23 protein-coding genes and 1 tRNA gene are annotated in these 23,393 nt (G+C 68.8%); 13 read left to right on the top strand and 11 right to left on the bottom strand.

The features are described 5' to 3' along the window. Nucleotides 1-3 precede the first annotated feature (3 nt). Nucleotides 4-411 carry a flagellar export protein FliJ gene (gene fliJ / locus ASF39_RS07175; RefSeq protein WP_055887208.1) on the top strand — a complete coding sequence of 136 codons (408 nt, stop codon included), beginning with the start codon at nt 4-6 and terminating at the stop codon, nt 409-411. 173 nt (nt 412-584) lie between these two features. Further along, nucleotides 585-1,634: a lysylphosphatidylglycerol synthase domain-containing protein gene (locus ASF39_RS07170; RefSeq protein WP_055887465.1), complete on the top strand. Its 1,050-nt coding sequence runs from the start codon at nt 585-587 to the stop codon at nt 1,632-1,634. Nucleotides 1,635-1,671: 37 nt separating this feature from the next. On the opposite strand, the gene ASF39_RS07165 is transcribed toward ASF39_RS07170, so the two are convergent. From ASF39_RS07165 to flhA, 4 genes are all read right to left on the bottom strand, one after another. Beyond that, nucleotides 1,672-2,253 (bottom strand): hypothetical protein, encoded by a 582-nt coding sequence (locus ASF39_RS07165; RefSeq protein ID WP_156399111.1) that lies wholly within the window; start codon nt 2,251-2,253, stop codon nt 1,672-1,674. Then, on the bottom strand, nt 2,250-2,726 hold the full coding sequence (locus ASF39_RS07160) for a TadE/TadG family type IV pilus assembly protein (protein WP_162240581.1): 477 nt from the start codon (nt 2,724-2,726) through the stop codon (nt 2,250-2,252). The genes ASF39_RS07165 and ASF39_RS07160 overlap by 4 nt, the downstream gene beginning before the upstream one ends. A gap of 65 nt (nt 2,727-2,791) precedes the next feature. Beyond that, complete coding sequence (locus ASF39_RS21620) at nt 2,792-3,859, bottom strand: hypothetical protein (RefSeq protein ID WP_056282272.1); 1,068 nt, start codon at nt 3,857-3,859, stop codon at nt 2,792-2,794. Nucleotides 3,860-4,039: 180 nt separating this feature from the next. Then, nucleotides 4,040-6,178, bottom strand: coding sequence for a flagellar biosynthesis protein FlhA (gene flhA, locus ASF39_RS07150; RefSeq protein ID WP_055887197.1), 2,139 nt, complete (start codon nt 6,176-6,178; stop codon nt 4,040-4,042). Nucleotides 6,179-6,443: 265 nt separating this feature from the next. On the opposite strand from flhA, the gene ASF39_RS07145 reads away from it, so the two are divergent. Both ASF39_RS07145 and ASF39_RS07140 read left to right on the top strand, forming a co-directional pair. Next, the gene (locus ASF39_RS07145) at nt 6,444-6,746 is read left to right on the top strand and encodes a hypothetical protein (protein WP_244472305.1); all 303 of its coding nucleotides are present in this window, start codon (nt 6,444-6,446) and stop codon (nt 6,744-6,746) included. Nucleotides 6,747-6,792: 46 nt separating this feature from the next. After that, nucleotides 6,793-7,518: a hypothetical protein gene (locus ASF39_RS07140; RefSeq protein WP_244472302.1), complete on the top strand. Its 726-nt coding sequence runs from the start codon at nt 6,793-6,795 to the stop codon at nt 7,516-7,518. A gap of 136 nt (nt 7,519-7,654) precedes the next feature. On the opposite strand, the gene ASF39_RS20325 is transcribed toward ASF39_RS07140, so the two are convergent. The 4 genes from ASF39_RS20325 to dnaK form a co-directional block, all read right to left on the bottom strand. Then, nucleotides 7,655-8,008: a hypothetical protein gene (locus ASF39_RS20325; RefSeq protein WP_156387736.1), complete on the bottom strand. Its 354-nt coding sequence runs from the start codon at nt 8,006-8,008 to the stop codon at nt 7,655-7,657. Nucleotides 8,009-8,193: 185 nt separating this feature from the next. Continuing rightward, the gene (locus ASF39_RS07130; RefSeq protein WP_244472304.1) at nt 8,194-8,757 is read right to left on the bottom strand and encodes a phospholipid methyltransferase; all 564 of its coding nucleotides are present in this window, start codon (nt 8,755-8,757) and stop codon (nt 8,194-8,196) included. Nucleotides 8,758-9,010: 253 nt separating this feature from the next. Further along, complete coding sequence (dnaJ, locus tag ASF39_RS07125) at nt 9,011-10,180, bottom strand: molecular chaperone DnaJ (protein ID WP_055887179.1); 1,170 nt, start codon at nt 10,178-10,180, stop codon at nt 9,011-9,013. A gap of 130 nt (nt 10,181-10,310) precedes the next feature. Then, nucleotides 10,311-12,227 carry a molecular chaperone DnaK gene (dnaK, locus tag ASF39_RS07120; RefSeq protein WP_055887176.1) on the bottom strand — a complete coding sequence of 639 codons (1,917 nt, stop codon included), beginning with the start codon at nt 12,225-12,227 and terminating at the stop codon, nt 10,311-10,313. 364 nt (nt 12,228-12,591) lie between these two features. Here dnaK and ASF39_RS07115 point away from each other — a divergent pair, with 364 nt between their 5' ends. Beyond that, nucleotides 12,592-13,593 carry a hypothetical protein gene (locus ASF39_RS07115; protein WP_056282265.1) on the top strand — a complete coding sequence of 334 codons (1,002 nt, stop codon included), beginning with the start codon at nt 12,592-12,594 and terminating at the stop codon, nt 13,591-13,593. A 135-nt stretch (nt 13,594-13,728) separates the two neighbouring features. Here the strand turns inward: ASF39_RS07115 and ASF39_RS07110 are convergent, their stop codons facing one another. Then, a complete protein-coding gene (locus ASF39_RS07110) occupies nt 13,729-14,448 on the bottom strand; it encodes a response regulator (RefSeq protein WP_056282261.1) in 720 nt (239 codons plus the stop codon). 248 nt (nt 14,449-14,696) lie between these two features. Here ASF39_RS07110 and ASF39_RS07105 point away from each other — a divergent pair, with 248 nt between their 5' ends. The 4 genes from ASF39_RS07105 (at nt 14,697) to ASF39_RS07090 (ending at nt 17,508) form a co-directional block, all read left to right on the top strand. After that, the gene (locus ASF39_RS07105) at nt 14,697-14,978 is read left to right on the top strand and encodes an accessory factor UbiK family protein (RefSeq protein WP_056282258.1); all 282 of its coding nucleotides are present in this window, start codon (nt 14,697-14,699) and stop codon (nt 14,976-14,978) included. A gap of 301 nt (nt 14,979-15,279) precedes the next feature. After that, complete coding sequence (locus ASF39_RS07100; protein WP_055887166.1) at nt 15,280-15,783, top strand: YbjN domain-containing protein; 504 nt, start codon at nt 15,280-15,282, stop codon at nt 15,781-15,783. Nucleotides 15,784-15,791: 8 nt separating this feature from the next. Further along, nucleotides 15,792-16,595: a pyrroline-5-carboxylate reductase gene (gene proC / locus ASF39_RS07095; protein ID WP_056282255.1), complete on the top strand. Its 804-nt coding sequence runs from the start codon at nt 15,792-15,794 to the stop codon at nt 16,593-16,595. Nucleotides 16,596-16,728: 133 nt separating this feature from the next. After that, nucleotides 16,729-17,508 carry a hypothetical protein gene (locus tag ASF39_RS07090; protein WP_056282252.1) on the top strand — a complete coding sequence of 260 codons (780 nt, stop codon included), beginning with the start codon at nt 16,729-16,731 and terminating at the stop codon, nt 17,506-17,508. 14 nt (nt 17,509-17,522) lie between these two features. On the opposite strand, the gene ASF39_RS07085 is transcribed toward ASF39_RS07090, so the two are convergent. Continuing rightward, a complete protein-coding gene (locus tag ASF39_RS07085) occupies nt 17,523-18,335 on the bottom strand; it encodes an AprI/Inh family metalloprotease inhibitor (protein WP_082494417.1) in 813 nt (270 codons plus the stop codon). Beyond that, nucleotides 18,332-19,321, bottom strand: coding sequence for a 2-hydroxyacid dehydrogenase (locus tag ASF39_RS07080; RefSeq protein ID WP_156648421.1), 990 nt, complete (start codon nt 19,319-19,321; stop codon nt 18,332-18,334). The genes ASF39_RS07085 and ASF39_RS07080 overlap by 4 nt, the downstream gene beginning before the upstream one ends. A 168-nt stretch (nt 19,322-19,489) precedes the next feature. Here ASF39_RS07080 and leuC point away from each other — a divergent pair, with 168 nt between their 5' ends. From leuC to ASF39_RS07060, 4 genes are all read left to right on the top strand, one after another. Then, nucleotides 19,490-20,902, top strand: coding sequence for a 3-isopropylmalate dehydratase large subunit (leuC, locus tag ASF39_RS07075; protein ID WP_055887158.1), 1,413 nt, complete (start codon nt 19,490-19,492; stop codon nt 20,900-20,902). A gap of 82 nt (nt 20,903-20,984) precedes the next feature. Continuing rightward, nucleotides 20,985-21,069, top strand: a tRNA-Leu gene (locus tag ASF39_RS07070). A gap of 84 nt (nt 21,070-21,153) precedes the next feature. After that, nucleotides 21,154-22,500: a DUF6538 domain-containing protein gene (locus tag ASF39_RS07065; RefSeq protein ID WP_244472301.1), complete on the top strand. Its 1,347-nt coding sequence runs from the start codon at nt 21,154-21,156 to the stop codon at nt 22,498-22,500. Nucleotides 22,501-22,901: 401 nt separating this feature from the next. Beyond that, nucleotides 22,902-23,165, top strand: a complete 264-nt coding sequence (locus ASF39_RS07060) for a hypothetical protein (protein ID WP_055887155.1) — start codon at nt 22,902-22,904, stop codon at nt 23,163-23,165. Nucleotides 23,166-23,393 lie beyond the last annotated feature (228 nt).

The raw sequence follows: 23,393 nt of genomic DNA, 5'->3' as shown, positions 1-23,393 counted from the left end.
ACCATGAAATCGCGAGACACGCTGATCCGGCTCCGCCGCTTCCAGGTGGACGAGAAACGTCGCCGCGTGACCCAGATCGAGATGATGATGGCCGACTTCAACCGCATGGCGCTGGAGCTCGACCGCGAGGTCGCCCATGAGGAAAGCCGGGCCGGCATCTCCGACGTCACGCATTTCGCCTACCCGACCTACGCCCGCGCCGCCGCGGGCCGCCGCGACAACATGCGCCAGTCGGCCGCCGCCCTCGAAGGGCAGCTCGCCGAGGCCAAGGCCGAGCTCGGCGAGGCGTTCGAGGACCTCAAGAAGGTCGAGATCCTCGACGACCGCGAGCGCAGCGCCGAACGCGCCGCCGAGGCGATCCGCGACCAGGCCGCCATGGACGGGATCGGCCTGTCGCGCATCCGCGCCTGACGCGGGCGCCAGCCCGCCGCACCGGCCGGGCTGGCACGAAAGCGTCATGATCGCGTGACATCAGCCGGGGCGTGCCGGCTTTCTCCCGAGGTTCGCCCGCTCCCGGTCGTGCTTGCGATGCCGGGCACGGTCGTGCAGGGAGGGCCCGCGTGAGGGGGCTCGACCTGTCGATCATGAAGAAGATCAGCGATTTCATCTGGCCGATCGTCGGCCTCGCCGCCGTCGTCGTCTCGGGCTACCTGCTCTATCGCGAGCTCGCCGGCATCTCGGTGGCCGAGATCAAGAGCAGCTTCGCCGAGATCCCGGTCCACCGCTTCCTGCTGGCCGGGCTCGCGACCCTCGTCGCCTATGCGGCGCTGGCCTGGTACGACCGCATCGCCCTGCTGCATCTGGGCGTGCGCCACATCTCGTGGTTCTTCGTCTCGGTCTGCTCGTTCACCACCTACGCCCTCTCCCACAACATCGGCGCCTCGGTGTTCTCCGGCGCCGTGGTGCGCTACCGGGCCTATACCGCCAAGGGCCTGTCGGCGGCCCAGGTCGCGGTGCTGGTGGCCCTGTGCTCCTTCACCTTCGGCCTCGGCACGATCCTGCTCGGCGGCCTCGTCCTCGTGGCCCTGCCCGACACCCTCACGCGCCTCAACGGCTACATGCCGTCGATGCTGACCGACCCGGCCACCGCCCGCATCCTCGGCGCGGGCCTGCTCGGTTTCGTCGCCCTCTACGTCATCGGCTCGCTCCTGCGCCTCAAGCCCATGACCATCCGGTCGTTCAAGCTCGAATACCCGCGCCCGCAGATCATGGCCCGGCAGATCGTCGCCGCGCCCCTGGAGCTGCTGGGGGCCGCCGGCATCATCTACTTCGCCCTGCCGGAGGCCGGGAATCCGGGCTTCCTCGTGGTGCTGGCGGTGTTCCTCGCCTCGTTCTCGGCGGCCCTGGTGTCGAACGCGCCCGGCGGCCTCGGGGTGTTCGAGCTGGTCTTCGTGGTGGCGATGCCGGACGTGGCGCGCCCGTCGATCATCGCCGCCCTCCTGGTGTTCCGGCTGTTCTACTTCTGGATCCCGTTCCTGATCTCCGTCGTCGTCGTGCTGCTCTACGAGCGCAATCGCCTGGCCAAGGCCATCAAGGGCGACCCCGCCGTGGAGACGGCACCCGCCCCGCCGCTGACCGCGCCGGGCCTCGATCCGAAGGCGATCGACGCACGCATCCGCAAGACGCCGGTCTGAGGCGGCGGCGCTCGCATCTCGGGACGAAGGCTGGGCTTCAGCAGCTCGCCGAGCCGGTGGAGGTCCGCACCGCCGAGGTCTGCGAGGTGAAGACGGCGCCCTTGCCGGTGACGTTCTCGACGGTAGCCGTCGACAGCGTCATCAGCGCCCCCGTGTAGGGGACGAAGGCGAGGTAGGCGACCTCCACCACCACGATGAAACCCTCGTCGTTCTCGGCGAACACCGGCGACGCCTTGGCCGCCACCGAGGGATCGATGAAGGTCACCCGCCCGGTGCAGGGCAGCATGGTGCCGCCGACCTTCTTGGCCTGGATCAGGGTCACCTTGGCCTGCGGGTATTGCACCAGGGCGTTGACCTTGCGGTCGTAATACCAATCGATCGTCTTCGTGGCGCAATCCCCCGAGGGGCAGCTGGCCAGCAGCGACGCGATCTGCGTCGAGGACCGTTCGACGTCGCGGCTGATCCCGGCCATCATGCTGAGGTCGACGACCATGGCCAGCAGCCCGAGGAGAATGGTGGCGGTCATCGCGAACTCGATCACCACCGCGCCGCCGGTCTCCCGGCCGAACGACCGCAACAGGCGGGCCAACGGGTGAACCGGCGCAGGTGAGACGCTCATGGCTTCCTGAACACCACGGACGACTTGGCGGTCATCACCGGAATGAAAGGGACGAACTGCGTCACCGGCAGCGCGGCGCGCAGTACGATCGCCTGCTGGCTCGTGCCCGAGGAGAAGGTCGTGCCGGTGATCGGCGTCGCCGTCGTCGCGACGGAATCGAGCCGCGCCATCTCGACGACGACCGCCGCGACGCAGCTCGCGCGCGCCATGATGACGATCCTGTCGCACAGGTCGCCCTTGAAGAGGGACTGGTCGCTCGCCAGCACGGAAGCGGGGGGCCTTGCCGCGCTGTCGTAGAGGCCGTTGCTCAGGAGGCTCTGGGTGTACTGGAACACGACGAGCTGGAGGATGCCCAAGAGCAGCATCGTCAGCGGCATGGCGACGAGCCCCAGTTCCAGGGCGGCGATCCCCTTCTCGCAGCGCGCGAAGGCCGCCGCGGACAGCCGGTTCCGGATCGAACCCCTACGGGACATCGCGGCGTCTCCCGCCTCCTGCATCGCCACATCCCCGCGCCGATCCCCACACATCGGACAGGACCTCAGCCGGGGCAGCCGTTCTTGCAGATCCGGAGGTAGTCGATCAGCCCCCCGAACGAATCTTCCTTGCCGGCCGCGCGCCAGGTGATCTTGTAGTTCGCCTCCACGGGCACCGTGAAATCGATCACCCGCTCGACCCATTTGTCGGCCTGCACGCAGACATCGACCATGTTGTTGGCGTTGAAGGTGTAGTCGCCCTCCTTCTCGACGAACAACTCGATCCGGTTGGTCTGGCTGTTGACCTGATAGTAGGAGACATCGCTGCTCGTCTTGCCGCAAATCACCTGACCCGGACGCGATGCATCGCGCTCACGAGCGATATACCAATATCGGACCTGGTACGATCCTGTCGTGAGTCTGAGAAAGCGCGACATCGCCGAGTTCGTGCGGCAGTTGCTCACGCCCGCGTTGACGGACGTCTTGCAGTCGCTGTCGAGCTCGGCGAAGAAATCGCCGAAGCGGATCGAGTTGCTGGCCAGTTCGCGCAGGCCGTTGATCTCGATGCCGGCATTCTGGACCTTCCAGCCGTTCCACTCGCTGCTCGCGTTCTTGAGAACGGTCCAGCTGTTGGGAGCGACCGTGTGGGAGGGCTGCTCGAAGGATTCGGAGATCAGCAGGGTCGAGGGGTTGCGATCGGCGAAGGCGACCGCCGTCGAATTGACCGCGCAGTCCCGCGCGACGGTGAAGCTCATGGAGGCCTGTCCGAAGGCGCCGCTGAAGATCAGCGGCATGACGCCGGTCGCCGTGACGTTGATGTTGGTGTCGGTGCTCGTGGCGCGCGCCGCCGGGGCGACGTCCTCCATCGCCTTGGCGGCGAAGTTGTTGTTCTTGATCCGCTCGAGATCGGAATCGTAGGTCTTGGTGCCGTTCGCGCTCGTCACGTCGAGCCGCTTGTGTCCGTTCACGAACGCCTGCCCCTGCGTGCACGACAGTTCGACCGCGCTCGCCAGGCGCTGCCGGTAAGCAATTCCGCGGGACGTCTCGACCACACCGCCAACGCCGAAGATCAACGCCGGCAGAGCCAGCGCCAGGATCATGATCACGGCACCCTTCTCGTCCCGCAAGAACATCGAACACGTGCCCCGTCGACCACCCTGGCCCGCTGTCGACCATCAGGCGCCGCGAAACACTAACGTCGGGTGACTCCGACACATCGATTACCCAGCGACACCTTAGCGAGCCAGGGTTGCGAACCGAACCCTGCATCAGGGTTAGCGAACTCCTGATGCGACCTGCGGTCCGGCGCTCGCTCAGACCGATCCCACCGTCCGCAACCGTGCCCGCGGGTGGATCTCGGCCTGGCTCAGCACGGCGGTCTCGCGGCGGAAACGCTCGATGATCGAGCGCACGAAGGGCCTCGCCTGCACCGAGGTGACGAGGACCGGCATCTCGCCCATGCGCGCGGCCGTCTCGAAGCGGTCGCGCACGGTGTTGACGAACTCGGTGAGCTTCGACGGCTGCATCGCGAGGTAGCGCTCGTCGCGCTCCCCGGCGATGGCGTCGAGAAAGGCCTGCTCCCAGGCCGGCGACAGGGTGATGATCGGCAGCGTCCCCTGCCCGTCCTGGTACTGCGCGCAGATCTGGCGGCCCAGTCGCGCACGGACGTGCTCGACGATGTCGCGCGGGTTCTTCACGCTGCCCGACACCTCGGCGATTCCCTCGACGATGGCGCCGAGATCGCGGATCGAGACCCGCTCGGCGAGCAGGAACTGCAGCACCCGCTGGATCCCCGTCGTGCCGATCTGGCTCGGCACCACCTCCTTCAGGAGGTCCGCGTGGTCCTTCGAGAGTTCGCGCAGCAGCTTCTGCACCTCGACGTGGTTGAGGAGTTCCGAGACGTGCGCCTTGATGATCTCGGTCAGATGCGTCGAGACCACGGTTGCGGCATCCACCACGGTGTAGCCCTTCATCTGGGCCTGATCGCGCAGGGATGCGTCGATCCAGGTGGCGGGCAGGCCGAAGGTGGGCTCGAGCATGTGCTGGCCGGGGAGCTGCACCTGGCCGCCCATCGGGTCCATCGCCATGAACTGGCCGGGGAAGATCTGGCCGGTGCCGGCCTCGATCTCCTTGACGCGCACCACGTAGGCGTTGGCGTCGAGCTGGACGTTGTCGAGGATGCGGACCGAGGGCATCACGAAGCCGAGTTCGCCGGCGAGCTGGCGGCGCAGGGCTTTGATCTGGTCGGTCAGCCGGTCTTGGCCCTCGGGACCGTTGACCATGGCCAGCAGGGCGTAGCCCATCTCCAGCTTGAGGTCGTCGAGCTTGAGGAGGTCGGTGACCGTCTCCTCCTTGGCGGCCTGGGCGGCGGCCACCGCGCCCGCGTCCATCGGCGCGCCGTCGGCGTCCAGCGGCGGCGCCTCGCGGGCGACCTTGGCGATCTTCCAGGCGGCGTAGCCCGAGGCGCCGGCGAGCCCCAGGAACGGCAGCATCGGCATGCCCGGCAGGAGCGCGATCAGCACCATGACGCCGGCCGACATGCCGAGCGCCTTGGGGTAGTTGGCGAGCTGCTTGCCGAGCGCCTTGTCGGCCGAGCCCTTCACGCCCGCCTTCGAGACGAGGATGCCGGCCGCGGTGGAGACGATGAGCGCGGGCACCTGGCTGGCGAGCCCGTCGCCGATGGTGAGCAGGGTATAGGTCTTGGCCGCCTGCATGAACGGCATGCCCTGCTGGGCGACGCCGATGATGATGCCGCCGATGACGTTGATGAAGGTGATGAGCAGCGCGGCCACCGCGTCTCCGCGCACGAACTTCGAGGCACCGTCCATGGCGCCGAAGAACGAGGATTCCTCTTCCAGGGCGGCGCGGCGGGACTTGGCGACCTTCTCGTCGATGAGCCCGGCCGAGAGGTCGGCGTCGATGGCCATCTGCTTGCCGGGCATGGCGTCGAGGGTGAAGCGGGCCGCCACCTCGGCGATGCGGCCCGAGCCCTTCGTGATGACGACGAAGTTCACGATGATCAGGATCGCGAACACGATGATCCCGATGACGAAGTTGCCCCCCATCACGAAGTTGCCGAACGCCTCGATGACGTGGCCGGCCGCCGCCGTGCCCTCGTGGCCGTGCCCGAGGATGAGCCGCGTCGAAGCGAGGTTAAGGGCGAGCCTGAGCAGGGTCGCCACCAGCAGCAGCGTCGGGAAGACCGTGAACTCGAGCGGGTTGTCGATGAACAGGCCGGTCATCATGATCAGCACAGAAATGATGATCGAGACCGCCAGGAGCAGGTCGAGCAGGAACGCCGGCAGCGGGAAGATCAGCACCGTCAGGATGCCCATCACCGCGGTGGCGAAGAACAGGTCGGTGCGCTTGGAGAAGGCGTTGAGGTTCTCGCGCGTCGGCATCGCCAGGCGGGTGAACTCGCCGACCCGGGCGGGGGGTGCCGCTTCGCTCATCGTGGCTCCTGAGGATCCGGCACCCGCGCTGCGCGGGATTCGGACCCGGCAAGATTTGCCGGGTTCAGGGTTAGCGGACCGTTAACGGCCGCCCTCCGAGCCGACCCGGGCGAGGCCGGACAAGGAACCAAGACTCCTCCGAACTGCTTGAACAGGCAGCAACCTGCATCGATCCGAGGAGCTTTCCATGCGCCTGCCCCTTCTCACTGCCGCTTTTCTCATCACCACCGGGGCCGCCTTCGCACAGGCACCCGATGCCAAGCCGATGGAGACCAAGCCCGCAGAGACCAAGCCCACAGAGATCAAGCCCATGACGGCGCCGGCCGCGACCCCGGCGACCAAGGACGGCGCCCCCCATGCCGCCACCGGCAGCGTCGGGCAGCCGCTCGAATCGGGCGCCAACAGCTTCACCGAAGCCCAGGTAAAGGAGCGCTTCGCCAAGATGGGCTTCGGCACCGTCAAGGATCTGCGCAAGGACGACGCCGGCATCTGGCGCGGCACGGCCGAGCATGCCGGCAAGCCGGTGACCATCGGCATGGACTTCAAGGGCAACGTCGCCGCGCAGTAGCGCCGGCAGCCGTCCCCTTTTCCCCCAGCGAGAGAGAGTTGATCCCATGGCGACCCGTACCCTGACAGGCCTGTTCGACGATTATGCCGCCGCCGCCCGTGCGGTGGACGCCATCGAGGCGGCCGGTGTCCCCAACGGCGACATCAGCATCGTCGCCAACAACACCGACGACCGGCATTCCGGTCTCCCCGGCACCACGAACCACACCACCGGCACCACCCACAAGGCCGTCGCCGACGAGGGCGATGCCACGGATGGGGCCGGAACCGGCGCCACCCTCGGCACTGTGCTGGGCGGCGGCGCGGGCCTGCTGACGGGCCTCGGCCTGATGGCGATCCCCGGCGTCGGCCCCGTCGTCGCGGCCGGCTGGCTGGTGGCGACCCTGACAGGTGCCGGCGTCGGCGCGGCGGCCGGTGGTCTGCTCGGCGCCCTGACCGGCGCCGGCTTGAGCGACTCGGAAGCCGAGCATTACGCCGAGGGCGTGCGCCGCGGCGGCACCCTCGTCACCGTCCGGACCGAGGAGGCCCATGTCGCGCGCGTCACCGCGCTCCTGTCCGAGCACGGTGCGATCGACCTCGATACCCGGGCCGAGAACTGGCGGGCCGAAGGCTGGACCGGCGGTACCCTGACCGAGACGCGCACGGGCTCCCACGACGTCGGCACGACGCGCCCCGGTGCGCCGGCCGCCGGCCTCGGCACCGAGACCGGACGGACCCTGCTCGGGTCGGAGCCGACCGCCGCCGAGCGCGAGAAGCGCGGGATCGTCGGCTGACGCATTCCCGGCCGGACCGGTCTGGTCCGGTCTGCGAAAACGAAAACACCCGCGTCGGGAAACCGACGCGGGTGTTTTCGTCTCTAAAGGCTACTCTGGCCCTCCGTCCGCGAGAGCCGCTCAGACAGTCTGGCGCTCAATAGTAGTCGCGGCGGCGGCCGTAGCCATAGCCGTCGTGGCCGCGGTGGTGATGGTGGCCGCGCCAGCCGCCGTGGTGCCCACCCCAGCCGCGTCCGCGATGGCCGCCCCAGCCGTCACCGCGATGACCGCCGCCCCAGCCGTAGCCGCGATGGTGGTGGTGATGGCGATGTCCGCCGCCCCAACCATACTGAACCGGGACCACGTCGGGCTGCGCATCCTGAACCAGGGCCGATGCCGGCGCCAACGGCGCAGCCTCGGCGCCGACGGACGCTGCGCCGGACACACCGAGCGCGATCGCGGCGGCCAGCATCCATGTTTGCGATCGGGTCGTCAGGTCACGAAAGGCCATGCCGGTCTCCATCGGGTCGGTTCACCGGGACGATCCCGGTGTGTGCGACGGACCCTAGGGAGCGGCGACTGAACCGATGCTGATGCCCGGCTTCAGGATCCGTTCGGCAACGGGCGTGGATGGTACGCAGGCCGGGGCGTCGTCCGGGGCGTTTCTCGGTCCGCGACGGTCCGAACCTTCGTCCCTCACGGGCGGCGATAGACCCAGACGCGGGCGGGGGGCAGGTTCAGCCAGACCTTGTTGGACCGGCTCGCCATGTAGCTGCCGGCGTCGCAACGCTTGGGGATCGGCGGCACGAGGGCGTAGGTGAACTGGACGAAGGGCGCGTCGGGCCGCATCAGATCGTGCGCCGCGTTGAGGAGGCCGAGGCGCTGCTCCAGGGGCTTGGTGAACAGCGGCAGGCTGGACACGGTGGCGGCGGCCTTGCCGGCCAGGAGCGGCCCCGCCGTCTCGGCGATCGCATAGGCGTCGCCCTGGACGATGGTGGCGCGGGGAAACCGCCGCCGCAGCAACGCGCAGAAGTCGGGGTTGTACTCGATCAGGATGAGCCGTTCCTGGGCGACGCCGCGGCGGACCAGGGCGTCGGTGACCGGACCGGTGCCGGGACCGAGTTCGATCACCGGGCCGTCGAGGCGCGGATCGACGTAGGACGCCATGGTGCGGGCGAGCATCTTGCCCGAGGGCGTCACCGATCCGGTGACGAGGGGCCGCTCGAACCAGGATCGGAGGAACCGGGCCTCGTCCTCCAGCGGATCGCGCTTCTCGCGGCCGGCTTGCGCCGCGGCGAAGCGCTTGTCGGTCGAGGATTTGGCACCGGAAGGGCGAAGCGACGGCAAGACCCAACGTCCTCACATGACGAACGACAAAGAAAGGCTAGACGACGAAAGACACGCTACAGTCAAGCTGCCGTCGGCCGGGCAAGGCCCGGGCCGGCGCGCCATCCCGATGGCATCGGTGCCGCTGCCATAACCGTGGCAGGCGGCGATTTGATCCGGCCCCTCGTCACGTGCGTGCGGTGCCGCCGAGACCGCCCAGGAAATCGCGCATCTTGGAGAAGAATCCCGCGCTTTCCGGGTGAGTGGCATCGGAGGCCGACTGGTCGAATTCTTGAAGGAGTTCGCGCTGTCGCTTGGTCAGGCTCTGGGGCGTTTCGACGAAGACCTGGATGTAGAGATCGCCGACGTCGCGCGAGCGCAGCACCGGCATGCCCTTGCCCTTGATGCGGAACTGCTTGGCGGTCTGGGTCCCGGCCGGGATGCGGACCTGGGTCTGGGTGCCGTCGATCACCGGCACGGTGATGTCGCCCGACAGGGCCGCCGTCACCATGGAGATCGGTACGCGGCAGAACAGGTCGGCGCCGTCGCGCTGGAAGAAAGTGTGCGGCTTGATCGAGAGGAACACGTAGAGGTCGCCGGCCGGACCGCCGCGCTGGCCGGTCTCGCCCTCTCCGGCCAGCCGGATGCGCAGGCCGTCGTCGACGCCCGCGGGCACGTTGATCGAGAGGGTGCGCTCGCGGGTGACGCGACCGGCGCCGGAACAGGAGGCGCAGGGGTCGTCGACGATCTCGCCGCGTCCGTGGCAGTTCGGGCAGGTCCGCTCGATCGCGAAGAACCCCTGTGCCGCCCGCACCCGGCCGTAGCCGCCGCAGGTGGTGCAGGGGCGCGGCTTCGAGCCCGGCTTGGCGCCGGTGCCGCCGCAGGGCTCGCAGGTGATGGCGGTGGGGATCGTGATCGTCTCCGCCTTGCCCGCGTAGGCCTCCTCCAGGGAGATCTCGAGGTTGTAGCGCAGGTCGGCCCCGCGCTCGCGGCCCGGCTGGGCGCGGCCACGCCCGCCCCCGGCCGCGGCACCCGGCCCGGCCCGGCCGTCGCCGAAGAAATTGTCGAAGATGTCCGACATGAAGTCGCCGAACTCGTTGCCGAATCCGGGGCCGCCCGGCGCGCCGCCCTGGCTGAAGGCGGCGTGGCCGAAGCGGTCGTAGGCGGCGCGCTTCTGCCCGTCGGAGAGGCACTGGTAGGCCTCGTTGAGCTCCTTGAACTTGAGCTCGGCCTCCTTGTCGCCCGGGTTGCGGTCCGGGTGGTGGACCATGGCGAGCTTGCGGAAGGCCACCTTCAGTTCGCCGTCGGACGCGGTCTTGGAGACGCCCAGAATCTCGTAATAGTCCCGCTTCGACATGCCTGCCCTCAGGTCCGCACAGGCCGATCCCCGGGCCGTGGAGCCCAGGGATCAAAGCCGTCATCGCTCAACGATATGATCGAGAAGAACGGGGCCGGCCAGACGGCCGGTCCCGCGCCAGGACGTGGGCTCACGCCCGCTTCTTCTGGTCCTTGTCGTCGACTTCCGAGAAGTCGGCGTCGATCACGTCGTCCTTCTTCGCCTCGGCGCCGGCCGCGGCCTCGGGGCCGCCCTCCGGCGTCTGGCTGGCCGCGTACATGGCCTCGCCGAGCTTCATCGAGGCCTGCATCAGGTCGGTGGTGCGTGCCTTGATGGTCTCGACGTCCTCGCCTTCGAGGGCCGTGCGAAGCGCCGTCATCGCCGTCTCGATCCCGGCCTTGTCCTCGGCCGAGACCTTGTCGCCGTACTCCTTCACCGACTTCTCGGTGGCATGGATCAGGCTCTCGCCCTGGTTCTTCACCTCGACGACTTCGCGGCGCTTCTTGTCGGCCTCGGCGTTGGCCTCGGCGTCCTTGACCATCTTCTCGATGTCCGCATCCGAAAGGCCGCCCGAGGCCTGGATCCGGATCTGGTGCTCCTTGTTCGTCGCCTTGTCCTTGGCCGTCACGTTGACGATGCCGTTGGCGTCGATGTCAAAGGTCACCTCGATCTGCGGCAGGCCGCGGGGTGCCGGGGGAATGCCCATCAGGTCGAACTGGCCGAGCATCTTGTTGTCGGCCGCCATCTCGCGCTCACCCTGGAAGACCCGGATGGTGACCGCGTTCTGGTTGTCCTCGGCCGTCGAGAAGGTCTGCGACTTCTTCGTCGGGATGGTGGTGTTGCGGTCGATGAGCCGGGTGAACACGCCGCCCAGGGTCTCGATGCCCAGCGACAGCGGGGTCACGTCGAGGAGCAGCACGTCCTTGACGTCGCCCTGGAGCACGCCGGCCTGGACCGCCGCGCCGATGGCCACGACCTCGTCGGGGTTGACGCCCTTGTGGGGCTCCTTGCCGAAGAAGGCCTTCACGACCTCCTGGATCTTGGGCATGCGGATCATGCCGCCAACGAGCACGACCTCGTCGATCTCGGAGGCCGAGACGCCGGCGTCCTTGAGGGCCTTGCGGCAGGGCTCGATCGTGCGCTGGACGAGGTCGTCGACCAGGCTCTCGAACTTGGCGCGGCTGAGCTTGAGCGCGAGGTGCTTCGGACCCGTCGCATCGGCGGTGATGTAGGGCAGGTTGATCTCGGTCTGGGTGGCCGAGGACAGCTCGATCTTGGCCTTCTCGGCGGCCTCCTTGAGGCGCTGGAGGGCGAGCTTGTCCTTGGTGAGGTCGATACCCTGCTCGCGCTTGAACTCGGTGGTCAGGTATTCGACCACGCGGTTGTCGAAGTCCTCGCCGCCGAGGAAGGTGTCGCCGTTGGTGGACTTCACCTCGAACACGCCGTCACCGATCTCGAGGATCGAGACGTCGAAGGTGCCGCCGCCGAGATCGTAGACCGCGATGGTGCCGGCCTTCTTCTTGTCGAGGCCGTAGGCCAGCGCCGCGGCGGTGGGCTCGTTGATGATGCGCAGCACCTCGAGGCCGGCGATCTTGCCGGCGTCCTTGGTGGCCTGGCGCTGGGCGTCGTTGAAGTAGGCGGGCACGGTGATGACGGCCTGCGTCACCGGCTGGCCGAGATGCGCCTCCGCGGTCTCCTTCATCTTCTGCAGGGTGAAGGCGGAGATCTGCGAGGGCGAATACTTCTTGCCGTCGGCCTCGACCCAGGCGTCGCCGTTGTCGCCGCGCGCGATGGTGTAGGGCACGAGGCCCTTGTCCTTCTGGGTCATCGGGTCGTCGTAGGTGCGACCGACGAGACGCTTAATCGCGAAGAAGGTGCGCTCGGGGTTGGTGACCGCCTGGCGCTTGGCCGGCTGGCCGACCAGGCGCTCGCCGTCGTCGGTGAAGGCGACGATGGAAGGCGTGGTGCGCGCGCCTTCCGCATTCTCGATGACCTTGGGCTGCGTGCCTTCCATGACGGCCACGCAGGAATTGGTGGTGCCCAAGTCGATGCCGATAACTTTACCCATGGTGGGATCCCTCTCGTGATGCTCTGCAAGCAGACCGCCGAGCCCCGGAGCAGCTCGGCCCATGGCGGTGCAAACTGAATGTCGTAAGACCGGAGTCGGGCCCGGATCGCAGGGCCGAAACGGCCCGATCCGGGTCTTAATCCCGCGCCCCGCCGGATATAAGAAGGTGGATGCGGAGCCGCAAGACGACGGCCCGCCGATGTTCCGGCGTCGCCTCCCCGGCGATCCTGTAGAAGTCGAAGACGAACCACGTCTTCGTCCGACGGATCGACCTGTTGCGGGAACGCCACGTTCGGCCAGCCGACGACGTGTTAGTCTGTCGCCGACATTTCAAGTCTCGACGGCCGGCTGCCGGAAAGTTTCGATGCGTTCCACCCGCGTTCTCCTCCTGGCGGCCCTGATGCCGGCGAGCCTCGTCCCCGCGGGCCTGGCCGCCCTGCCGCGGACGGCGGCGGCGCAATCGTTCTTCGAGGAGCTGTTCGGGATCGGCAAGGCCGCCAAGCCGCCGGTGCCGCCGCGCGGGGTGCCGACCGCGCCGCCGGCCCAGGCCCCGGCCGGCGACCCCTCACCGGCGGGCGCGCCGGGGGAACCCGGCACCGATGCGCCCCGGCCCGCGCCCGCTCCCCTGAAGCCGGTCATGCTCAAGGTCCCGGCGGAGGACAACGTCTTCGGCCAGGAGCTGATGCGCAACGGCTCGGGCGGCAGCCTCAAGCTCGAACGCTCGGGCTCCGCCATCGTGGTGCGCGCGACCCTTCCGGGCACGAAGGTCTCTCAGGCGGCCGAGACCTGCAAGGTGCCCCTGAACGACGGCGCTCCGGTCACCCTCACCCCCGAGGCCAGGACCGACGGCATCGCCCGGTTCGAGGTCGCGGGCGGCGAATGCCCCCTGCGCTTCGAGGTGCTGGATGGCGCGGTCCTGGTGACGCCGCTGTCGGGCGGCCCGGTCTGCACCTTCGCGGCGGCCGATTGCGCGACCACGCCTGGGGGCCTGTGGGGGCCGGGAGCCGCGAGTCTGATCCCGCGCTCGGGCGAATTCGACACCGCCCGCGGCGTCGCCGACAAGGCGGTGCGCGACAACTACAAGGTGATGACGCAGCGCGCGCGCGGCCAGGACGTCCGGCCCATCGTCACCGAGCAGGCGGCGTTCTCCTCCGACCGCGAGCAGATCTGCCGCAACTACGCCCGCGAGGGCAGCCACGGCTTCTGCCACGTCCGGATCTCGGAAGGCCGGGCCATCGCCCTGGCGACCCGCCTGGGCGTCAGCCCGGCCACCGCCGCGGCCCCGAGCGCCAGCGCCACCCCGCGTCCGCGCCGGCCCAAGCCCGCGGTGGAGGGGCTGAACCCCGACGGTGGATTTGCGGATTGATACGGTTTCCATCTGGATGAAGCGGGACCCGGATCACCGAGCCCCTGCGGCGCCAGAGCCAAGCCCATGTCCGCATCACGAAGTGATCGACCGGACAAGGTGTGAGCCGGGAGATGTCCGAATCCGACCTCGGGCTCAGGTGCGCTCGACCTCCGGTGTGAACAGGTAGCCGCCCGAGCGGATCGTGCGGATGATCTCGGGGTTGCGCGGATCACCCTCGATCTTCTGCCGGATCCGGCTGATCAGGACGTCGATGCTGCGCTCGTAGGGGCCGGCGGCGCGCCCCTGTGTCAGGTCGAGGAGCTGGTCGCGGGACAGGACGCGGCCCGGGCGCATGCACAGGGCGTGGAGCAGGTCGAACTCAGCCCCCGTGATCGCCACCCGCGCCTGCTCCGGGCTCAGGAGCTGGCGCAGGGAGACGTCGAGGGTCCAGCCGAGGAAGCTCAGGCGCCGCACGCCCTCCTCGGTGGTCTCGCCGGCCGATCCGCGGCGCAGGATGGCGCGGATCCGCGCCAGGAGTTCGCGCGGGTTGAACGGCTTGCCGAGATAGTCGTCCGCGCCGATCTCGAGACCAATGATGCGGTCGATCTCCTCGGCCTTGGCGGTCAGCATCAGGATCGGCACCGCCGATTCCCGGCGGATGCGCCGGCACAGGCACAGGCCGTCCTCCCCCGGCAGCATCAGGTCGAGGACCACGAGGTCGACCCGCGAATCCGCCAGGCGCCGGTCCATCTCGCGCCCGTCGCCGGCCAGGGTCACCCGGCAGTCGTTGGCGCGCAGGTAGCGGGCGACGAGGGCGCTGATCTCGCGGTCGTCCTCGACCACGAGGATGTGGGGGGTGGCGGTGGCGTTCATGGGGTGGCCGGGGCGGATCCTGACGATCGGAACCTCGAGGTTATGCCGCGAGCCGCCCGGCTGTCGAAGGCCAAGGACCCGGCGAAATTGTAAGCGTGTGTGTCTCGCCTGGCCCCGCCTGGACGATCCCGGCGGAATGCCCGGCGCGCATTGCCCTGCGTGCCCGCGATTCTTATGTCGGGCCTGACGCCGATTCCGATGCCGCCTTCCTGGCCCGGTGCGGTTCCTCGACCCGACAGGAGACGACGATGCCGCCCTCAAACCGCCTCTTCGACGAGTTCGCCCGTCTCGCCACCGATGCCGCCGGGGCCGCGCAGGGCGTGCGCCGGGAGGCCGAGACGGTGTTCAAGGCCCAGGTCGAGCGCCTGATCCGCGACATGGACATCGCCTCGCGCGAAGAGGTCGACGTCCTGCGCGACCTCGTGGCCGCCCTGCGCAGCCAGAACGACGCCCTGGCCGCCCGAGTCGCCGCCCTGGAAGGCGTGTCGGCGCCGGTCCGCACGGCGCCCGGAGCCACCGAGTCACTGTGACGCAAGGCCCCGTCGCGGGGTGGAGTGGCGCAGGCGCTTGTGCACAGGAAGGAACGGTGGACCGTCGCTTTCCTGTTCATGCGCCGCGCCGACCGCTTTGAAACGGGAGTCCGGCCCGGTCTATAGTCGGGAACGCACTGATTCGCCGACCCCGACCGCCACCGCCGTGACCGTCTAAGCTTTGGTTTTGTCGCCTTAAATCTTGCGCTGCAGTGTCAGGCTGCGGTGCAGGACGGCGATGCCGTCGCCGCTGGTCTCAACACGTCTCGACGATCCCGCCGGATCGCCAAACTGGACCGCCATGACCCTCCTGCATATCGAAGCTCACGACCGTAACGAGCACCCCCTCGACACCGTCGAGCGGCTCGCCTCCCTGCGCGACTGGATCTTCGACCGTGCCGAGACCGACGAGATGTCGGTGGCCGTCTCCGGGCGCTGGGCCGATTACCACGTCGCCTTCACCTGGATCGAGGACGTCGAGGCCCTGCACGTGGCCTCCGCCTTCGACATCAAGGTCCCCGAGCGTCGGCGGACCGAGGTGCTCAACCTCGTCTCCCTCATCAACGAGCAGCTCTGGATCGGGCATTTCGACCTGTGGTCCACCGACAGCGTCGTGATGTTCCGCCACTCCCTGCTGCTGACGGGGGGCGCCGTGCCGACCCAGGCCCAATGCGCGATGATGCTCAAGTCGGCCGTGGACGCCTGCGAGCGCCACTACCAGGCCTTCCAGTTCGTGATCTGGGCCGGCAAGCCGGCGCGCGAGGCCCTCGACGCCGTCCTGTTCGAGACCGAGGGTGAGGCCTGACCGTCGCGATGCTGCCCGCCTCCCTCACCCTCGTCGGCGCCGGCAAGATGGGTGGCGCGATGCTGGCGGGCTGGCTGCGCGCCGGCCTCGATCCGGCCCGCACCGTGGTGATCGATCCCTCGCCTTCGCCCGAGGCGACCGCCCTGTGCGCCGAGCACGGTCTCGCCCTCAATCCCGCCTCTTCGGCGCCGGCCGATGTCCTGGTGCTGGCCGTCAAGCCGCAGGGGCTGGCCGAGGCGGCTCCCGGGCTGGCGCCGCTGGTGGGGCCGCGGACGCTGGTCCTCTCGATCTTGGCGGGTAAGACCATCGCCGACCTCATGGCGCGGCTGCCCACCGATGCGGTGGTTCGGGCGATGCCGAACCTGCCCGCCAGCGTCGGGCGCGGAGCCACCGGCGCGGTCGCCGGTTCCGGGGTCACCGCCCTGCAGCGGGCCCAGGCCGATGCGCTCCTCGCCTGCGTCGGCCTCGTCGAATGGCTTGAGGCGGAGGCGCTGATCGATGCGCTCACCGCCGTCTCGGGTTCGGGCCCGGCCTATGTGTTCCACCTCGTCGAGGCTTTGGCGGAGGCCGGATGCGCCGCGGGCCTGCCGCAGGACATGGCCCGGCGCCTGGCGCGCGCCACCGTGGCGGGGGCGGGCGCCCTCCTCGATGCCGATCCGCGCGAGGCCTCGCAGCTGCGTCGCGACGTGACCTCGCCCGGCGGCACCACCGCCGAGGCCCTGGCGGTCCTGATGCGCGAGGACGGCCTCACCGCCCTGATGCGCGAGGCGGTGGCCGCGGCCGCGCGCCGGGCCGGCGAACTGTCGGGCTGACGACCGCTCCGCCGGATTCGCGGCGCTGACCGCCCGTCCGCGTTCGATCGCGGGCCAAAGCGGCGTCGCAGCCCTCTAACCCAACCCGATCCCGCGCCTTAGATGAGGGGCGTTGGAAGAGGACCGGACAGCCATGGACGACAACGACGCCTCGCCCCGCCAGAACGGCACGGACCTCACGTCTGCCGGTCCCGCGACCGCCGCGAAACCGGAGGCGTCCAGGCGCGACGCCAGAAAACCGAAGTCTCCCAAGCGCGAGGAGGCCGTCGAGGCGTTGATGCGGCTCGCCGCCGAGCAGCCCTGGAACGACATCGAGGTCGGCGACATCGCCCGGGAAGCCGGGATGACCCTCGCCGAGTTGCGCGACCTGTTCCCCTCCAAGGGGGCCGTACTCGGTGGCCTCTCGCGGATGATCGACCACGCGGTCCTCGACGCGGACACCTCGGACCTGGCCGAGGAGCCGACCCGCGAGCGCCTGTTCGACGTGCTGATGCGCCGCCTCGACGCGATGACCCCCTACAAGCCGGCCCTGCGCCGGATCGCCTATGCTCTACGCGGCGACCCGCTCTCGATGCTGGCCCTCAACGGCGTCGCCCTTAATTCCCACCGCTACATGCTGGCGGCGGCCGGCATCAACACCGAGGGGCCGCTCGGTCGCCTCAAGCTCCAGGGCGTGGTCATCGCTTTCGCCCGCACCGTCGAGATCTGGTTCGACGACGAGGACCCGGCGCTCGCCCGCACCATGGCGCGCCTCGACAAGGAGATCCGCGGCGGCGAGCGGCTGATGGAACGGGCCGAGGATGCCCGCCGCCTCACCGCGCCCCTGCGTGCGATCGGGCGCTCGCTCCTCGACCGCCGTCCCCGCCGAAGCGATCGTGACCGGACGGATGCCGATCCGGCCGCGATGATCTGAGGCTCGGGATCGGCTTAGGGCTCGACCCGGCGCAGCACGAAGGTGGTGCCGACGTCCGGGTCGCGCCGCCAGCGGCCCTCGCCGACCGGGACGAGCTCGACCGTGTGGCCGCGCTTGGCCCGCAGGGTCATGCGGCCTTGCCCCGCCTGCCACAGCACCGGATCGAACACCGCGATCCCGGTGTCGCGGCAACCTTCGACGAGCCGCACCGGGGCGGGCTTGGCCGCCTCTCCCGCCAGCAGTTCGACGCGGCAGACATCCTGTTCCTTGAACCGGTCTAGGGCGTAGAGGCCCGGCGCCGGATCCGGCCCGCCGGCTCCGGCAGGCCGCGCCAGGGGATCGCGCGGGCCGTTCTGCGGCGCGGCCGCCGGCATCGCGGCGGCCTCCGCCGCACCGGTGGCCGCGATCTGCAGGGGCACCAGGCTGTAGGCCTCGCCGTCCTCCAGGCCGGCGCCGTAGCTGCGCGCGTCCGACCGGCGCTTGAAGGCGAGGACCGGGCGCACGTCCTTGTCCACCAGCCGGATCGCATCCTCGGTGAACAGCCAGCCGGCCACCCGGTTGAGCACCGGCAGCGCCCGCCGGCAGCCGGCCGGGAAGGTGAGCCGGCGCCCGGCCTCGCCGCTGGCGGCCGACAGCGTGAGCACGCAGCGGCGGGTGCTGGCGTCGCGCGACAGGTCCCAGGTTCCCGGCACGCCGGCCAGGGTCTGGGGCAGGCTCGGAACGAAGGCGGGCGCCCCGGCTTCCGCCGGTGCCGTTGCGTCCTGCGCATGGAGCGGGCCGGCGAGCGCGAGGCCCGCCGCCAGGACGGTGGCGCCGATGCGGATCATGGACGTGTCCTCACGGTGGTCTCGCTCCACGGCGTCTCGGGAACCGGGGTTAGGGGGCCGCCCCCGTCGAACCAGGAGCGCAGGTTGTCGACGACGAGCCGGCCCATCGCCGCGCGGGTATGGTCGGTGCCCGAACCCACATGGGGCAGCAGCACCACCTGATCGAGGGCGACGAGGGCCGCCGGCACCTGCGGCTCCCCGGCATAGACGTCGAGGCCGGCGCTGCGGATCGTCCCCGCCGTCAGGGCCGCGACCAGGGCGTCCTCGTCGACCACGCTGCCGCGGGCGACGTTCACGAGGATGCCCTCGGGGCCCAGGGCCGCCAGGACCGCCGCGTCCACCATTCCCCGGGTCGCGGGGCCGCCGGGGGCGACGACGATCAGCACGTCGACTGCCTGCGCCAGGCCGAGGAGGGAGGGGTGATAGTCGTAGGCGACGTCCGCCTGCCGATTGCGGCCGTGATAGGCGATCGCGACGCCGAAACCCTCGAGGCGCCGTGCCACCGCCCGGCCGATCCGGCCGAGGCCGAGGATGCCGACCCGGCGCCCGCGCAGGGTCGCGGTGAGGGGAAACGAGCGCTGCGGCCAGTGTCCCGCGCGCAGGTGGCGGTCGGCCTGCGGGATCTGCCGGACGGTGGCGAGCAGGAGCCCCAATGTGAGGTCCGCCACCTCCTCGTCGAGCACATCGGGGGTATGGGTGACGACGATGCCCCGCCCCGCGGCTGTGCGCACGTCGATGGTGTCGTAGCCGACCCCGAAGCTCGCCACGATCTCGATCGCCGGCAGTTTCGCCAGCAACGCGGCGTCGACGGGGGCCTGCGCGCCCACCGCGAGTCCTCGGATGCGAGGGCCGATTTCGGCGAGGAATGCCGCGCCGTCCGCGGCGAGGTCGAGGCGATGGAGGGTGAAGCGGGCGGCCAGGGCCTCCATCACGCTCGGCTGCATCGCCTTGAGGAGCAGGAGATCGATGGATCGGGCTGCCGTCACGGTTGCTCTCGCACGTTTCCCGTCCCGTCCCTGCCGGCCCCGCCTGTCGGGGCCGCAGGCCAGCCATAGCCCGGCTCCATCCGTGCGGCCACTTCCGAAACCGCATCGGAGACACTACTAAGGAACCTCGATCCCATTCCGGCACGCAACACGGCTTTCGCAACGATCATGACGGCCCCGCGCACCCTCTACGACAAGATCTGGGACGACCACGTCGTCGACGTCGAACCCGACGGCACCACCCTGCTCTACATCGACCGCCACCTCGTCCACGAGGTCACCAGCCCGCAGGCCTTCGAGGGGCTGCGCGTGGCCGGCCGCAGGGTGCGCCATCCCGAAAAGACCCTCGCGGTGGTCGATCACAACGTCCAGACCTCGGACCGCAGCTTCGGGATCGAGGATCCGGAGAGCCGCATCCAGCTGGAAGCGCTGGCCGAGAACGTGCGCGACTTCGGCATCGAGTTCTACGATGCGCTGGACCGGCGCCAGGGCATCGTCCACGTCATCGGCCCCGAGCAGGGCTTCACCCTGCCCGGCCAGACCATCGTCTGCGGCGACAGCCACACCTCGACCCACGGCGCCTTCGGGGCACTGGCGCACGGCATCGGTACCTCGGAGGTCGAGCACGTGCTCGCCACCCAGACCCTGCTGCAGCGCAAGGCCAAGAACATGCGCGTGACCGTGGACGGCACCCTGCCGCCCGGCGTGACCGCCAAGGACATCATCCTGGCCATCATCGGCGAGATCGGCACCGCCGGCGGCACCGGCTACGTCATCGAATACGCCGGCGAGGCGATCCGCGCCCTCTCGATGGAGGGGCGGATGACGATCTGCAACATGTCGATCGAAGGCGGCGCGCGGGCCGGCCTCGTGGCGCCCGACGCCACCACCTACGCCTACGTGAAGGGCCGCCCGAAGGCGCCCCGCGGCGCGCTGTTCGACCGGGCCCAGGCCTATTGGGAAAGCCTCGTCACCGACGAAGGCGCCCATTTCGACCGCGAGGTCCGCCTCGACGCCGCCGCCCTGCCGCCGATCGTGAGCTGGGGAACGAGCCCCGAGGACGTGGTCTCGGTCCTGGGCGCCGTGCCCGACCCGGCGGCGATCCCCGACGAGAACAAGCGCCAATCGAAGGAGAAGGCCCTCGACTACATGGGCCTCACGCCCGGCACCCGGATCACCGACATCACCCTCGACCGGGTCTTCATCGGCTCCTGCACCAACGGCCGCATCGAGGACCTGCGCACGGTCGCCCGGATGGTGGAGGGCCGCAAGGTCCACCCGAGCGTCTCGGCCATGGTGGTGCCGGGCTCGGGCCTCGTGAAGGCGCAGGCCGAGGCCGAGGGCATCGACCGCATCCTCAAGGAGGCGGGGTTCGACTGGCGCGAGCCGGGCTGCTCCATGTGCCTCGGCATGAACGCCGACCGGCTGAGCCCGTTCGAGCGTTGCGCCTCGACCTCGAACCGCAATTTCGAGGGCCGCCAGGGCCACCGCGGCCGCACGCACCTGGTTTCCCCCGCGATGGCGGCGGCGGCGGCGGTGGCCGGCCGCTTCGTCGACATCCGCGACTGGACCGGTCGCTGAGGCAAAACCCCGAAATCCCGATTGACGTCGTGGGCCGCCCCGCCTAAACGACCCACGACGGCAGCCGCGATGCGGCTGACGGGCCCAGGTGGCGGAATTGGTAGACGCGCTGGTTTCAGGTACCAGTCTTGCAAGAGGTGAAGGTTCGAGTCCTTTCCTGGGCACCATCAGTCGGCTAAGCCGCTGATCCGCAGAACGAAATAGCAAAATCAGGGACTTACACTGCCCGGTTAATACAAACGGGTGGTACAATGGCGTTGATGACGACGCGTCCCTGGAAGCATCCCAAGACCGCCTCCTACTACCTGCGCCGTGCCGTGCCGCTCGAACTGCGCGCGCTCGTTAGCAAGCGCGAAGAGAAGGTAAGCCTTGGCACCAAAGATCCCGTGGAGGAGAAGCGGCTGCACGCCGTCGCCCTTGTGGAGCTGGAGCAGCGGTGGGCAGCGTTGCGGGTGGGGCCACGCTCCCTGAGCGAGCGCGAGGCGCATGAACTCGCTGCCCCCCTCTACGAGCGCTGGATCGGCCACTATCGAGAGGAGCCGAGCCGGCAGACCTTCTGGCGCATCGAACTGGGCGACAAGCTGTGGCCGCCGCGGTGTCGGGGCTGGTCACAGCGCGTCGATCTGGGCGATGCCCTCATCCGCGATGCGATGGAGGGCGTCGAGAGTGGGCAGTCCGCGATGGAGGAATGGTGCCTACAGGAAGCGACCGCCGTCCTTAAGCGTCAGGGTCTCATCGTCGACGAAGAGGATCACCTCAAGCTCGCGAAAGCCATCGCCGCGGCCGTGCAGCGTGCGATCATGACCCTCGCACGATACGCGCGGGGTGAGTTCGACGGGCCGGCCGTTGGGGCGCCAGTCTCGATGCATCGAGCCGCAGCGCCGACCTCAGCTTCGCCGGCACGTTCATCCGTGACCTTCGACGAACTCGTGAAGGGCTGGGCTACCGAGCGCAGCCCGACCGAGAAGACCCTCTACGAATGGGGGCGGGTGATTCGGGATTTTGCGGCATTCGTCGGCCACGTCGATGCTGCGGCGGTCACGTCTGAGAACGTCATTGCCTGGAAAAACGATCTTGTTGCCGCGGGCCGCAAGCCGAAGACGATTAACGATGCCAAGCTCGCGCCGGTGCGTACGATCCTCCAATGGGGTGTCAGCAACCGGCGGCTACCGAGCAACCCCGCCGCTGGAATCAGCATCAGCGCCAAAAAGAAAGCGGGTCAGGGCATCCGCAGCTTTACAGAAGAGGAGGCTCTCACGATCCTGCAGGCGGCGGCCAGGGAAGCCGATCCGGTTCGCCGGTGGATACCGTGGCTATGCGCCTACTCGGGCGCTCGGCTGTCCGAAGTCTGCCAGTTGCGTGTCGAGGACATAGGGGAGATCGACGGTGTCCCAACGATGCGTTTCGACGCCGGGGCGGGCTCGTTGAAGACGGTCGGTTCGGAACGGACGGCGCCGTTGCATTCGGCATTAATTGCTGCGGGGTTCCTCGACTTCGTTCGCGCGCAAGACTTCGCGCGCAAGACCCGGGCGCGCTTTTCGCAAATCTCCGACCGGACAAGTTTGGCAAACGCAGTGGTGATGGCACTAAGATCCTAGGACGGTGGGTCAGAGATCTGGGTATCACAGACGTGCGCTTATCACCGAGCCACTCATGGCGGCATCGTTTCAAAACCTTGGCGCAAAATCATGGCCTTGCACCCAACATTGCAGATGCGATCACGGGCCACTCGCACCGGTCGATTGGAGATCAGTATGGCGAGTATGATGTGTCAGCGATGAAGAGAGAGCTGGAAAAAATACCAGCTGTTGCAGAGAGCTTTTCGCATGCGTGAAGGGTTCGAAGTCCTGCGTTGCTAGAAGTAAATTTGAAAAGGCCTATCATCGATGCGATGTAAGTATACGATTTTGCTGCTACGAGGAGACACGTTTCGGGCCTATCTTCGAAGCGGTTCAGACGAAGGGGGCGGTTAATTTGGAATTAACGGGAGTGATCGGCGATGGTAGGGACTGACGATTACCTCCGAACGCTCCTCGATCAGGCGGCGGCAGAGGAAGCGTTCCTCGATTGCCTGCGCCAAGCTGAGGATGCCCGGCCGAACGGTGTCGCTGTTTCGCTTGCGTCAACTCCTCTCGTGTCTTTGATGATTACGAACCAGCAACGGGCGAAGTTGCGGGAGCTTGGCTTCTCAGAGGAAGCCATTCGGATGATGACGCCCGCCGAGGCGCACGCGCAACTCGGGCTAGGCAAGCCTAGCCTCTGAGCACGATGTCACTGGCCCATGCTGTCGGGAAAAGCTGTTCGGCCTAGCGTTCGCCGCCGTGCCAGCTTGGCAAGCGCGGCAGCAATTTCAGTTTACCCCAAGCCGTTGGATGATACGGACCGCCCTTCACGTCGGCATGGCCTTTACTGGCGATGGCGCAGTTGGGTGAGCGCCCGCACGAACTGCCTGCAGTCCGGTCTCGGGATCGCGGGTGCGTGGTAGCCCTAT

It is taken from the genome of Methylobacterium sp. Leaf108, assembly GCF_001423265.1.
Taxonomy (GTDB): Bacteria; Pseudomonadota; Alphaproteobacteria; order Rhizobiales; family Beijerinckiaceae; genus Methylobacterium.
The sequence above is the reverse complement of the archived record's forward strand: the minus strand, read 5'-3'. Positions and strand labels throughout refer to the sequence as shown.